Annotated in this window: 12 protein-coding genes; 9 read left to right on the top strand and 3 right to left on the bottom strand. The window is 56.4% G+C overall.

Going from position 1 to position 13,457, the window contains the following annotated elements; genetic code table 11:
- The first annotated feature begins 105 nt into the window (after positions 1-105).
- Complete coding sequence (locus RUDLU_RS29730) at positions 106-279, top strand: hypothetical protein (protein ID WP_157580294.1); 174 nt, start codon at positions 106-108, stop codon at positions 277-279.
- Positions 280-373: 94 nt separating this feature from the next.
- A complete protein-coding gene (locus RUDLU_RS0119345) occupies positions 374-3,175 on the top strand; it encodes a CHAT domain-containing protein (RefSeq protein WP_019990074.1) in 2,802 nt (933 codons plus the stop codon).
- Here the strand turns inward: RUDLU_RS0119345 and RUDLU_RS0119340 are convergent.
- Both RUDLU_RS0119340 and RUDLU_RS0119335 read right to left on the bottom strand, forming a co-directional pair.
- Entirely contained in the window at positions 3,138-3,839 is a 702-nt protein-coding gene (locus RUDLU_RS0119340; protein ID WP_044129570.1) for a hypothetical protein, read from the bottom strand. The two genes, RUDLU_RS0119345 and RUDLU_RS0119340, sit on opposite strands and share 38 nt — an antisense overlap.
- Entirely contained in the window at positions 3,823-4,410 is a 588-nt protein-coding gene (locus tag RUDLU_RS0119335) for an RNA polymerase sigma factor (protein WP_083940607.1), read from the bottom strand. Before RUDLU_RS0119335 ends, RUDLU_RS0119340 begins: the two co-directional genes overlap by 17 nt.
- 126 nt (positions 4,411-4,536) lie before the next feature.
- On the opposite strand from RUDLU_RS0119335, the gene pepT reads away from it, so the two are divergent.
- From pepT to RUDLU_RS0119320, 3 genes are all read left to right on the top strand, one after another.
- Positions 4,537-5,805, top strand: a complete 1,269-nt coding sequence (gene pepT / locus RUDLU_RS0119330; protein WP_019990071.1) for a peptidase T — start codon at positions 4,537-4,539, stop codon at positions 5,803-5,805.
- Between the two features lie 372 nt (positions 5,806-6,177).
- The gene (locus RUDLU_RS0119325) at positions 6,178-6,804 is read left to right on the top strand and encodes a hypothetical protein (RefSeq protein WP_019990070.1); all 627 of its coding nucleotides are present in this window, start codon (positions 6,178-6,180) and stop codon (positions 6,802-6,804) included.
- 130 nt (positions 6,805-6,934) lie between these two features.
- Positions 6,935-7,900: an MBL fold metallo-hydrolase gene (locus RUDLU_RS0119320; protein ID WP_019990069.1), complete on the top strand. Its 966-nt coding sequence runs from the start codon at positions 6,935-6,937 to the stop codon at positions 7,898-7,900.
- 235 nt (positions 7,901-8,135) lie between these two features.
- Here RUDLU_RS0119320 and RUDLU_RS0119315 read toward each other — a convergent pair whose 3' ends face one another.
- Complete coding sequence (locus RUDLU_RS0119315; protein WP_019990068.1) at positions 8,136-10,586, bottom strand: S9 family peptidase; 2,451 nt, start codon at positions 10,584-10,586, stop codon at positions 8,136-8,138.
- Positions 10,587-10,777: 191 nt separating this feature from the next.
- Here RUDLU_RS0119315 and RUDLU_RS0119310 point away from each other — a divergent pair, with 191 nt between their 5' ends.
- The 4 genes from RUDLU_RS0119310 (at position 10,778) to RUDLU_RS0119295 (ending at position 13,452) form a co-directional block, all read left to right on the top strand.
- On the top strand, positions 10,778-11,065 hold the full coding sequence (locus RUDLU_RS0119310) for a YciI family protein (protein ID WP_019990067.1): 288 nt from the start codon (positions 10,778-10,780) through the stop codon (positions 11,063-11,065).
- A gap of 98 nt (positions 11,066-11,163) precedes the next feature.
- Complete coding sequence (locus RUDLU_RS0119305) at positions 11,164-11,907, top strand: hypothetical protein (RefSeq protein ID WP_019990066.1); 744 nt, start codon at positions 11,164-11,166, stop codon at positions 11,905-11,907.
- Between the two features lie 36 nt (positions 11,908-11,943).
- Positions 11,944-12,618: a hexitol phosphatase HxpB gene (gene hxpB / locus RUDLU_RS0119300; protein ID WP_019990065.1), complete on the top strand. Its 675-nt coding sequence runs from the start codon at positions 11,944-11,946 to the stop codon at positions 12,616-12,618.
- Positions 12,619-12,639: 21 nt separating this feature from the next.
- Complete coding sequence (locus tag RUDLU_RS0119295; protein WP_019990064.1) at positions 12,640-13,452, top strand: PhzF family phenazine biosynthesis protein; 813 nt, start codon at positions 12,640-12,642, stop codon at positions 13,450-13,452.
- Positions 13,453-13,457: the final 5 nt, after the last annotated feature.

Below are 13,457 nucleotides of genomic sequence, written 5' to 3'. Positions count from 1 at the left end.
CTGAAAATAAAGTGATTATCAAGGAATAAACGTGAAAATAAAGTGATTTGTAACTGATAATTATATTTTTTATATTTAAGAGTGCCATCAGAGACCTTTGCCTGCATGAAACCCATATGCAAGGTCTTGCTTGTCATGGCATTCGGAATGAGTGCATGCCGTGAGGTGGCTCCTCAACCTCAACCCCAAACCGAGGATCAGGTTCGCATTCGCCCAACCGGGCCAACCCCGGCCGTAAAGCCCGACAGTGTGGGCACACGCCCCCGGTACGAGTATTAAAGCGCGCTTCGCCAAAAAACCGCTACCCCACGTGGGAGTAGCGGTTTTTTTTGGCAATTTGGCAAGGCTTACCCAAACCTACTCCCCGTAACCTATGAAGCACCTTATACTTCTCTTGTTTATATTGAGTATAGAGGTTGTGCGGGCCCAACCCGATTCATCTATCCGCCAGATAGAAGACCTGATCGCGCAAGGGAACAAAGCAGGAAGTACCTTTGACAACACCCGCGCCATTGGTTTCTACCAACAGGCCCTGACCCTTAGTCATAAAGCCAGGTTACCGGCTTACTCCATTCTGCTCTGCGTAGACATCGGCATCCTGAAAAGCCAGTTGGCACAGGTACCCGAAGCCCTTGGCTACCTCCGGCGGGCCAATGGGTATTATTACTCCTTTCGCGACAAATCGGTTCGGCGTCGGTTCATGATCGACTTCGGCCTGGCCGTGGCCCATACCGGCCTTACCCAGTTCGACTCGGCTATGCACTATTATAACCAGTGTGATTATCTCATCAAAACCCACAACGATTCGCTCAAATCCTTCAACTACTACCTCGACCTCTACTACCTGGAGCGGTCATATCTGGCGCAGGAAACCATGAACTTCACCGAGAGCATTGCTCTCAACGAAGAAGCCATCCGGCGCTACAAAGCCCGGCATAAAACCGACGACGGCTCGGGCAATCATTACAACTCACTCGGTAAGTCGTACGTAGCTCTGGGGCAGTTTGCCCGCGCCGACTCGGCCTTTAGGCGTGCAGCTACCCTCTATGCCAACAACCCCTTGTTTGAGGCCATTATTCTCTGCAACCTTACCGACTCGCAGTTGCAGCAGGGCCGGGCGTCGGCGGGGGCACAAACCCTCCGGCGGGCCCAACAAGCCTACCAACGCTACCAACACCAAACCGGCGGAATCGATACCGATGTCGAGCGTCGGCTCCGGCAAAACCGGGCAGGGGTGTATCTGGCCCAGGGTGACCTGACCCGCGCGCAGGCCGCCTTTACCGAATTGCTGACGTTTTGCGCCAAACATTTCCCCATGCCCTCCGGCTTTCGGGCAGATGCGTACCTGAGTATGAGCCGTATGTACGAACAACAGCGCAAACCGGCAGCTGCACGCAACGCCCTCGATGCCGCCGTGCGCGAAGCCTACGGACCACGGGCTACCTCCCCCGAACAGGCCGTATTGCCCCGCTCACTGGTATCGGCCCTGACAGCACGGGCCGATTTTCTGGCCCGTTCCCCGGTTGCATCGCCCACCGAACGTGTGGCCAACGCCCGCGAGGCCCTGACCAGCTACGAGCAGGCCATAAGTCTGGTGGCATCGCTCCGGCGGGGTGCCCTACTCCCCGAATCCAAGGCTTTTCTGGCCGCCAAGGCCGCCCCGCTGTATATACCAGCGCTATCACTCTGCTACGAACTGGCGCAACAATCTGCCCAACCCCAGCTGTACACGCGCCAGGCGTTTTCTCTTTTCGACCGGTTTCAGAACAGCCTACTGGCCGATGCACAGCTTGAGCAGCGGCTCATGCGTCAATACCTGCCCACTCCCATGCAGGCCGAGTGGCGTCGGTTGAGTCAACGCCTGAGTCAGCTTCGGCTCGTGCGCGAAACAGGCAACCGTTCGGTCGAGGCCGAACTGGACCGAACCGAAAAAAGTCTGCTCGAATGGCAACAACGCACCGACCGTACTCACCCACAATACCGGCAGGCCCTGAGCCGGGTAGCGCAATTATCAATGAGCGATTACCAAACGGTGCTGCAACCGGGCGAAGCGTTGCTGTGCTATGCGCCTACGCCCACGGGGTTACTGGTGCTTGCGCTACACAAGCAGGGGGTTTTGTTTCGGCGGTTGCCGGTGAGCCCGGCCATGCTGGATCAGGCCCTAAGCCGATACCGGGCCGAGGTGAGCCGCAACCCCGGCATAGTGGGCAGTTATGACAGCCGCCCGGCACAGGCGGTGTACAGGCTGCTGCTGGCTCCGATTCGGGCGATGCTACCCAACCTTACCGCCCTGACGGTGGTTCCGCCACCCGACTGGCAAATTCCGTTTGAAGCCCTCGAAACCCCGGCCGGACGTTGGCTCATCCAGGACCTGGATGTGGGGTATCAGTTCAACCTGTCGGGGCGGCTTCTCCCACCCGACCCGGTACAAACCCAGCACGAAGCCCTCAGCTTTGCTCCATTTGCCGCTGATACTGGCCGCAGCCCATTTCGGATGCCCACCGGGTTTTTACTCAGGCCACTGCGGGCCTCCGCCGAAGAAGCCACCCTGCCCGATGGCCAAAGCTGGCTTGGTAAAACAGCTTCGAAAAAACGTTTTTTGCAGAATGCGCCACACGCCCGCTTGCTGCTCATAACGACCCACACCTACCCCGGACCGCGCGAAACGGCACTGGTATTTCACCCGGCCGGGACCGATTACCTGCTCTACCCATCCGAACTCCAACACGCCGACCTGCGGGCCGTGGGCCTGGCGGCCCTCTCGGCCTGCGCGACCGAGAAGGGGATTCAGTTACCCGGCGATGGGGTTCACAGCCTGGGGCGAGCTATGGCATGGGCGGGAGCCCAAAGCGTGACGTGCTCGTGGTTTAATGTCAACGATGAAGCGCAGGCCCTGTTAGCCCGCTATTTCTTTCCAAAGTTGAACAACGGGCAGTCGATCCGGCAAAACTGGCGACAGGCCCGACTTGAGTTTCTGGCCTCGCCCGATGCCAATCGGTACAGTGGGCACCCACACTGGTGGGCCGGTGTAGCTCTGTACGGTGGGCATACCCCTTTTGTGCCTGAGTCTTCCCGGCCCCCCATCTGGCTGATGGGGCTATTGGTCGGCACGATAGGGTTGGCCGGCTGGCGAATGTTCAATCGAAAAGGCCGCGCCAAAAAATTTGGGCTCTGATGCGAGTGCGGTCGAGCAGGGTACCGGGGAATCGGGGCTGCTCAATGGCTTCGTACCGGCTCCAGTAGTGACTGGCTTTATCAATAGCTCCCAGTTTCAGGCACGACAGAGACAGGTTCCACCAGATAGCCTCGCGTAGGTAGGGACTGATGGGGGCGCGGGCGGCTGTTTCGTAAAGAGTGACGGCCGCGGCAAAGTTGCCATCGGTATAAAATGCATTGGCGCGAATAAAATCGTTTAAGGCCTGCTGCTCAGCGGGGCGCAGGTCGTCGCGAGGGGCCTGAACGGCCTCGCGGTGCACCCCGGCGTCAAGGTCGGCATTAGCCAGGCTTACCTCACTCACTAGCAGGTACACCCCACCTAACAGCAGCAGTATGGCAGCCATAGCCAACCGCCAGAACACCGCCCGGCCACCCCGCGCCGAAACCACCTCCGGGGCAGACTTCGGTATGGATTCGGCATCGAGTTGAGTCATTACGGACCGCGCCATCCGAATCAGCTCAGCCTCTTGCGCAAATCGCTGCGTTCGTTGCAGGCTTTGCACGGTTTCGCGAAACTCAGGTTCTTTTTCCATACGCATTTCTATGGCCCGGCGGTCAGTGTCGGGCAGTTGATTAGCGAGGTATCGCTCTATCTGTTCAAGTACCTCAGTAGTAAGCTTCATATTTTTTCAGCAGGCTGCCAAGTTCCAGCTTCGCCCGGTAATATCGTTGTTTGGCCGCCTGAGTTGATATGTGCAACAAATCACCAATTTCCTGGTGACTCTTTCCCTCAAAATCGTACCACTGAAACAGCTGCCGGTCGGCCGGCGATAGCTGACCCAGAATTTGTTCGGAAATATCCTGCTGTTCCTGTTCGAGCAAATACGCATCGGGCTGTAACGGCTCCGTTGTGCCCTGGTCAATGTACGCCTGATCGCGGGCCATCCGGCCGAGGATTCGCTCCCGTTCTTTCAAATAAAGATTCCAGCAGATACGGTAGAGATACGTGCCGATAGTCGCTTCGTTGGGTTCGTAGGCTGTATGCCAGACCTTTTTCAGAAAAGTAACAATGGCCTCCTGAAAAACATCATTGGCCAATTCGGGGCCCAATAGTTCATTTTGGCTATCGGCCTTGACAAAGCCTTGCACAAATTTTTTATAACCATACAATTGCCTGACAGCCCACTCCACCCTCGACGGGGTGCGGGAGCGGATGGCATCCACCAGTTCACGGTCATTGGGTTCTTTTGGCATAACTCTCAGAAGGCGCGTTCTGCCAATTAATTAGCCTTACGCCCCAAAAAGTAACAAGAAAAATAGACATACCCCCCAAAAGGCCCCGGGCTCCGTGCCTATCTTTGTTTTTCTCCATTCGATACCATGCAACAGCCCGATACCATTACCGACCGCTTTTTCCGGTACGTGCAGATCGACACGCAATCGGACCCGACCTCCGCGGCCAACCCCAGCACCGAGAAACAAAAGGACCTGAGCCGCCTGCTCGTGCAGGAACTGCATCAGATGGGCATCACCGATGCCGAACTCGACCCGTGGGGCTACGTGTACGCAACGATCCCGGCCAATTCACCCAAACCCAATATCCCCGTCATCTGCTTCTGCTCGCACGTCGACACCTCACCCGATGTGACAGGCGCTAACGTGCGGCCCATAATCCATACCGCCTACGATGGCCGCGACCTCGTATTGCCCGACCGCCGGACCGCAGACGACCCGACCCAGGTCATCCGCCTGGCCGATCACCCCGATCTGGCGGGGCAGCTGGGTAACGACATTATTACGGCAAGTGGCACAACCCTGCTCGGAGCCGACAACAAGGCGGGGGTGGCGGCCATCATGACGGCCGCCCACCGGCTCATGACCACGCCCGAGATCCAGCACGGCACCATTCGGATTCTGTTTACGCCCGACGAAGAAGTGGGCCGGGGTACCGAAAAAGTTGATATAGCGAAGCTGGGAGCCGATTTTGGCTATACCATCGACGGCGAATCGGTGGGGACGCTCGAAGATGAGACGTTCTCGGCCGATGGGGTTCGGATTACGATCCAGGGCGTTTCGACCCATCCCGGTTTTGCGAAGGGCAAACTCGAAAACGCCCTCAAAATAGCCGCCGATTTATTGGCCAGCCTGCCCAAAGACACGCTTTCACCCGAAACCACCGAGGGTAAAGAAGGTTTTATTCACCCCGGCCATCTGGAAGGTAATCAGGACCGGGCTACGCTCGATTTCATCATTCGCGATTTTACGGTGGCGGGTCTGCACGAGAAAGAAGCCTATCTACAGGCCCAGCTCGACGCCGTTCTCAAACACTATCCACATTCAACGGCCGAACTGGTTGTAACGGAGCAGTACCGCAACATGAAAGAGGTGCTCGACAGCCACCCGGCCGTGGTCGACAATGCGCTGGAGGCTATCCGGCGGGCAGGGCTCACCCCGCAGCGCCGGAGCATTCGGGGTGGTACCGATGGGTCGCGGCTGTCGTTTATGGGTTTGCCATGCCCCAATATTTTCGCGGGCGAACACGCCTTTCACTCGCGGCAGGAGTGGGTTTCGGTTCAGGACATGGAAAAAGCCGCCGAGGTGATTGTCAACGTAGCGCAGGTTTGGGAAGAGCGGACGCCGGCCCTGTAAGAGCCCCAAATATGAGGCTACCAAACCTGCAAGGTCTTTAAGACTTTACAGGTTTGGCAAAGGCCCAACCCTGTAACTACTAACCATGAGTCATCCCGAATTTTAGGGTAGTCTAGGCCTCGACCCAACCCAATGCCCCGTTAGGGGCTCAATGTTGGTAGAAAAGTCGTCTCCCACGAGAACCCGAGCCCCGAAGGGGCGTAACTTGATTCGAGTTACGCCCCTTCGGGGCTCGGCTATTTGGATCATTTTCCCGTTAGCTATGGACATTAGGCCCCTAACGGGGCATCCTGGGGAACTTGGGCCTGAACCATCAAGATGTTGAAAATTCGGGATGACTCATGTTTTCGCAACTAATCACCTGCCACCTGCATGTACCACGACCCACTACTTCCTGGTCGCTACTACCACTTGTTTAATCATGCTGTTGGTGACGAAAACCTATTTCGTTACCACGATAATTACATCTATTTTTTGAAGCAATATGCAGCTTATATCCAACCCGTTGCCAGAACGTTTACGTATTGTTTAATGCCAAATCACTTCCACTTTTTGGTTCAGATTGCTGATGAAGCCGAAATTGAACATTGTTTTCAAACTATAAAACCGGAGGAGGCCAAACCCGTTTCGTTCAACCACTCTTCCTTTGTGGTACAGCAATTCAGCAACTTATGTAACAGCTACGCTAAGGCCTATAATAAACGTTTTAATAGACGTGGGTCACTATTTATTGACAAACTAAAACGCAAGGAAGTAGATTCCGATACGTACTTCACCCGGTTAATTGCCTATATCCACACGAATCCTGTACATCATGGGTTTTGTCAGAAGGCAGAATTATGGTCTTACTCATCCCTGACATCTGTGACCAGTTCAAAACCAACCTTACTTGAGCGCAATACTGTGTTAGATTGGTTTGGGGGCGTAGAATCATTCGTTGCTTTTCATCAACAAATACAACCCACTCAAAAAGGCGAAGACTGGGAATTTGGGTATTAGACTATCAAACTTGAAGTCAGCCCAAACCTGCAAGGTCTCAAAGACCTTACAGGTTTAAGACCTCGCTACCTCAATTTAATCAAACTTTGCGAAACGGCATCGGTTGAGTTGGTAACAAATCTCAACCGTTATGGAAATTCAAACCACCGAAACGGTCACCCGAAAGGCTACGCCATACGATGTGACTTACGACGTGTTTGGCATTAAAACACTGTTTGTTAACGTGTTCTTCATCGGCGACCCCGGCCCCGGCAACCCCTGGGTATTGGTCGATGCCGGCTTGCCGGGCTACGCCAATACCATCCGGCAGGAAGCCGAAAAACTCTACGGACCGAGCCCCGACGGCGGCCCCTGCAAACCACAGGCTATTGTGCTGACTCACGGCCACGGCGACCATGTAGGCTCGTTGAAAACTCTGCTCGAAGAATGGGGCGATGTGCCGGTTTACGCGCACCGGCTCGAAATGCCCTTCCTTACCGGTAAGTCGAGCTATCCACCACCCGACCCAGCTATTGGGGGCGGGGGCATGGCGTACCTATCGTGGGTATTTCCGCTCGGGCCCATCGACATCAGCCAACACGTACGCCCGATTCCCGACGATGGGCACATCGACGACCTGCCCGGTTGGCGGGCCATCCACACGCCCGGTCATGCACCGGGACATATTTCGCTGTTCCGTGACAGCGACCGCACCCTGATTGCGGGCGACGCCTTTATCACCACCAACCAGAACGCCCTGACGGCGGTTGCCACGCAGGCTCTGGAAGTACAGGGGCCACCGGCCTATTTTACGATCAACTGGGATGATGCCCGGCAATCCGTCAAGAAACTGGCCGATCTGGTCCCGCTGACGGCAGGCACGGGGCACGGCATCTCGATTCGCGGCCTCGACCTGACGCTGGAGCTGAGCCGATTAGTGGATAATTTTGACCAACGCTCGATTCCGTCACGGGGCCGGTATGTGAAAGAACCCGCCATTACCGACGAAAACGGGATCGTGTCGATGCCAACGCCTACCTCGTACCACGTAGCGCGTGGTCTGGCACTGGGGGCTGTGATTGCGGCCGGGCTATATTTCCTGCTGCGGAGACGGTAAAAATTTGTGCGACAACTAGTTGCTGATGCGAAGTACCTTCGACAGGCGTAACTGAACACGGCTCGTGTCGCACAGGCGGGCCATTTTCCATGCTCTCCGTTCAATAAAAGCCCCAACGGGGTGTAACAACTCAAACGAGCCCTGTTACACACAGTTGGGGCTTTGTACGCGAAAAAGGAAATTCTATTCGGGTAGTCGGCTTTTCGAAAACCGAACAACAGGCATTCAAACTACGCTACAACCGCTCTTCGAACAGTTTCAGAATCCGCTTGTATTCGTCCATCCAGCTGGTCGGCTCCACAAAACCGTGATCTTCCATGGGGTACGAGGCCAGTTCCCAATTTTCTTTTTTCAGCTCAATGAGTCGTTGGGCCAGCCGGACGGCATCCTGATAGTGCACATTCACATCGACCATACCGTGGCAGATGAGCAAGTGGCCCTTCAGCCCATCGGCGAAGTAAATCGGCGACGACCGACGGTACGCCAGCGAATCGGTCTGGGGTTCGTTGAGGATGTTGGCCGTGTAGCCGTGGTTGTAGGCCGCCCAATCGGTTACGGGGCGCAGGGCCGCACCGGCAGCAAACGTGCCGGGCGTTGTGAACATAGCCATCAGGGTGATAAACCCACCGTACGACCCACCGTAAATACCAATCCGGTTGGCCTCAACACCGTGGTTTTTAACGAGCCAGGCAGCTGCATCGACGTGGTCGGTCAGGTCTTTGCCTCCCATGTGCCGATAAATACCCGTACGCCAGTCGCGGCCGTAGCCTGCACTCGCCCGGTAGTCAATATCGAGCACCGTGTACCCCTTATCGACCAGGAGGTTATGAAACATGTACTCCCGGAAATACTGGCTCCACCACTTGTGCGCATTTTGCAGATAACCGGCTCCGTGCACAAACACAACGGCCCGGCCATTGGGTTTTACATCGCCCGATGGCTTGTACAGCCGGGCATAAATAGCCTGCCCATCGCGGGCCGGAATAGTCACCACCTGCGGGTCGCGCCAGGGGTATGCCTTAAACTCGGCCGTGGGCGAATCGGTCAGTTGCACCGGGGTTGCCCCAACCGAGCCAGCTTCCTTCTTTGGTGCGGTCTGTTTTTTACTGTTTGCTATTGATTGTTGCTCTAAACCAGCCAGATACAATTCCCAGGGGCGGTTGGCGTACGAGTGCCGAATGACCATGCTGCGCTCATCGGGCGAGAGGGTTACATCGTTGGCCCCGGTCATGGTGGTCAGTCGCTCACGCGGGCCGCCGGTTACGGCCATCCGGTACAGGTGTTGCTCGCCGGGGTGTACTTCATTGGTGGTCAGGAAGAAAAACTGCTTATCCTTCGAAAGTGTCACCTGCTGCACCTCGAACCGGCCCGAAGTCAGTTGCTTACGCTCGCCCGTGGTCAAGTTTACCGTGTACAGATGCGAATAGCCATCGGCCTCAGACTGGAAATAAAGCGTTTGTCCATCGGCCAGAAAACCGAGCGTACCGGGGTTCGGGCCAAACCCAATGTTGGGGCCACCCACCCAGGCATCGTCGTGTTGGCGATCAATGAGCTTGAGCGTGCGTGTGGCCGGGTCGAGCTGCATAATCCAGCGGTCTTTATTGTCCTGCGCCCGCAGCACCAGCACCGCGTACCGATTGGTAGCCTGTGGCGACCATAGCACGTTTGAGATCGTAACCGAGCGCAGAGCCGCCCGTTTGCTCGTGTCGGGTTTGGCCGATGTGGCCGCCCCACCCGTAAAATTGATCCGGTCGGTAATGCCGGGTACCGTTCGCAATGACACCGCCTGTACCGTGTCGCGGTCAATATCATACACAAACAACTCGTACGAGGCCAGCGGAGCTCCCACTTTGGTCCGGGCGGGCAGGTCTTCGGTAAAGCCCGACTCGGTTACGTAGCTGGGCACCACGGTACTTTTGGCACCCGAAGCCGCTTTGGCGAGCGTAAACGTAACAAACTTACCGTCGGGACTCAGTTGCGGGCTCATAAGCATCCGGCCTTCGGTATAAAACTGTTTGGGCCGCCTTGGCGTATCGCCTTTGTCAATTTTTTCGGATTCATCCCGCTTTTCCTTCCGCTCGCGCAATACATCGAACAGGCCCAGCTGCTCTTTTTTCAACAGGGTTTCCTGGGTATTGGGCTTAACCTCAGCCCGTTTGGTGCCGGGATCAAAGTAGGTAATCTGGCTCAGCTCGCCATTGCTCAGGGTCATGCGAAACAGATTGCCGCCACGCGAAAACACCACCGCCCGCTCGTCGCCCGAAAACTGCGGATTAGCCTCCCGATCCACCGTATTGGTCAACTGCCGGGTCTGGTAGGTACGGCAATCGACCAGAAACAGATCGCCGTTTTTGTCGTAGAGTTTCAGGCTGCGGTCGCGGTTATACACACCGGGGCCCGAGGGCAGGCTCCGGCGCTCGGCGGGGCTTACCTTCTGCGGCTTACGGTCGCCCGCGAGCACTACCTTGTAAAGCGAGTCCCCTTTGGCTTTTTCGGGGTTCCAGTTGAAATAGACGGTTTTGCCATCTTCGGCCCAGAAAACGCCCGAGGGCGAGGTGCCAACCCAATTTTTAGGGTCCTGCATGATTTTCTCGACGGTCAGACGGGACGATGAAGCGGCCGGTTGCGGTTGGGCAAACGCCGGGCATGCCATTACCGCAATGGCTAAGTAGTACAGACGGAGCATTGTTGTTATGAAGAAGCGATAAAAGGCCCAAATTAGGAAGAAAACCCCGAATCCGACACGACAAGTGCCCCCTTGGCCCCACCTGGGTACTGGTACGGGGCCTGGTTTCGGGCTGCATCGCCGGTCCATCCGGACAGGGACGCCCAAAAGCGCGGCAATCGTATTATCTTGGTGCCCAAAACAGCTACGCAATGCTTTACGTTGTACACGCCTACGATGGCACCGACGAACAGGCGCTCGACCGCCGGATGGCCGTCCGCCCAAACCATTTTGAGGGAGTTCGCAAACTAAAAGAGATGGGTCATTACGTGGTGGGCGGAGCCCTGCTCAGTCCCGAGGGTCAGATGATTGGCTCTATGATGCTCCTCGATTTCGAGACCGAAGCCCAGCTTCAGGACTGGCTATCGTGGGAACCTTACGTGCAGGGCAAAGTCTGGGAGAAAATAGACATCAAACCCTTCCGGCAAGCACAGCTCTGAAAAGACCGGCTGACCACCCCCTAACCCCCTCCTCTAACTAAGGAGGGAGTAGGGGGTGCCCCACAAACTCGTAACTCGTTCATTTCCCGAATATTCCCTTGAAACATATTTCCTTACTCCTGTGCCTGGCTCTGCTGACGGCCTGCCAATCGAAACCCGACGGCAGCGGAGCCACCAACGATTCGACAGCTGTATCCGACGATGATACGCTCGCGACGACCCTCTCAACCGAAGGGCCGCAGACATCGCCCGACAACTTTGTGCTTATCCCGGGCGAACAGGCGGGTGTTGTCCGGGCCAATACTTCCGAAGCTCAACTCATCCAGATTCTGGGGGCCGAAAACGTCACAAAAGCCGATACCGTTTGGGGAGCCGAGGGTGATTTTTACATTGGCACGACGCTATTCAAAGGCACCCCCGATCAGGCGCAGATTATCTGGAAAGATGAGCAGCACACGCGCCCCGAGATGGTCCTGATTGAAGCCGATGCCGCCGAGATCGGCAAGGCGGTACCAACAGCCAGCGCCAGCCGATGGGCCACGCCGGAGGGCCTGCGGATTGGTAGTACGCTCAAAGAAGTAGAGAAATTAAACGGCAGAGCGTTTAGCCTATATGGATTCGACTGGGACTATGGCGGTAACGTGTCGAGCTGGCAAACCGGGAAACTTCAGGACCCGGACGGTAAAGTGTACCTGAATGTGCAGTTTGCGGCCGGGGCACTGTCGCCCGCGCAGGAACAAAGCTACCAGACCGTGTCGGGCGACGGTGAGTTTTCGTCGGCCAATCCGGTTATGCAGCGGCTAAACCCCACTGTTCAAAGCATCAGCCTCTCGTTCCGGTAAACACCCGCCCAACGCCCAGTATTTTTAGTCATTTGCATGATACAAGCAGCCATATTTGACATGGACGGCCTTCTGGTGGACTCAGAACCCCACTGGCGCGCCGTAGAAATTGACATTTTTGCCACGGTAGGCCTTCATCTGACCGACGACGAGTGTAAACTCACCACCGGTCTGCCCACCGATGCCGTAGCCGAGTACTGGTTTGAGCGTCGGCCGTGGGATGAGACCATTCGGACGCGGGCCGAAATTGGCGAGGCTATTCTCGAAGGAGCCCACCGTCAGATTGGCCTCCACGCCGAACCTATGCCGGGTGCCGTCGAGATTCTTCGTTTCTTCCACGACCGGGGCATCCCAACGGCTATTGCGTCGGCCTCGCCCATGAACCTGATCGAGGTTGTTATTGACCGGCTGGGCATTCGGTCGTTGCTGAAAACCTGGCATTCGGCCACGCTCGAAGCCCGCAACAAACCCGCGCCCGATGTGTATCTGGGGGCAGCCCGAAAGCTGGGCGTAACACCCACCCATTGCCTTGCTTTTGAGGACTCAGGTAATGGCTTAAAATCAGCGCACGCGGCCGGTATGATTACTGTGGCCGTACCTGCCCTGTTTGAAGCCGAAGAACCTAAATTTGCTATTGCCAATCTGATTATTCCGTCGTTATTGGCTTTCGACGAGCCTACTTTTCAATCGCTGGAAGCCACCATTCCCTAAAACCCTTTTCTACTGAACCGAATGCGTCTTTACCAACTCGATGCCTTTACCGACCGGCTTTTTGCCGGAAACCCGGCCGCGGTATGCCCACTCACCGAGTGGCTGCCCGACGAGACTATGCAGCAAATTGCGGCCGAAAACAACCTGGCCGAAACCGCTTTTTACACCCACAACCCGGCTACGGGCCGCTACCACATCCGCTGGTTTACGCCCACCGTCGAGGTCGACCTGTGCGGCCACGCTACGCTGGCCACCGCCTACGTCATTTTCTCGCTGGAGCCCTTTTCGGGGAATGTCGACGAAATTTATCTGGATTCGCGTAGTGGTGAGCTGAAAGTGTGCCGTCAGGGCGACTGGCTCGTACTCGACTTCCCGTCCGACACGCTTCAGCGGGCCAATGTGCAACCGCCCGCCTTACTGAGTGGCCTCGAACAACGCCCCCTCGAAATTTATAAGGGGAAGTCCGATTACCTATTGGTGTACGGCTCACAGGCCGAAATCGAGAACCTCAACCCCAATTTCCGCGAACTGGCCTCGGTGCCGGCGCGGGGCGTTATTGTTACGGCTCCCGGCGTGGACTCGCCGGGCGAATCAGGGGTGGATTTTGTGTCGCGGTTCTTTGCTCCACAATCGGGCGTCGACGAAGACCCTGTCACGGGCTCGGCCCACACGACCCTCATCCCGTACTGGGCCGAACGGCTCGGCAAAACCGAACTCACCGCCCGCCAAATTTCGCGCCGGGGGGGCTACCTCCGCTGCAAACACAACGGTGAACGAGTCGATATTGCGGGTCAGGTGAAGCTATACATGACCGCCGATATTCACGTCGGGTGACGAAT

Origin of the sequence: Rudanella lutea DSM 19387 (assembly GCF_000383955.1) — a bacterium.
Classification (GTDB): Bacteria; Bacteroidota; Bacteroidia; order Cytophagales; family Spirosomataceae; genus Rudanella; species Rudanella lutea.
This window is presented reverse-complemented; position numbering and strand designations above follow the sequence as displayed.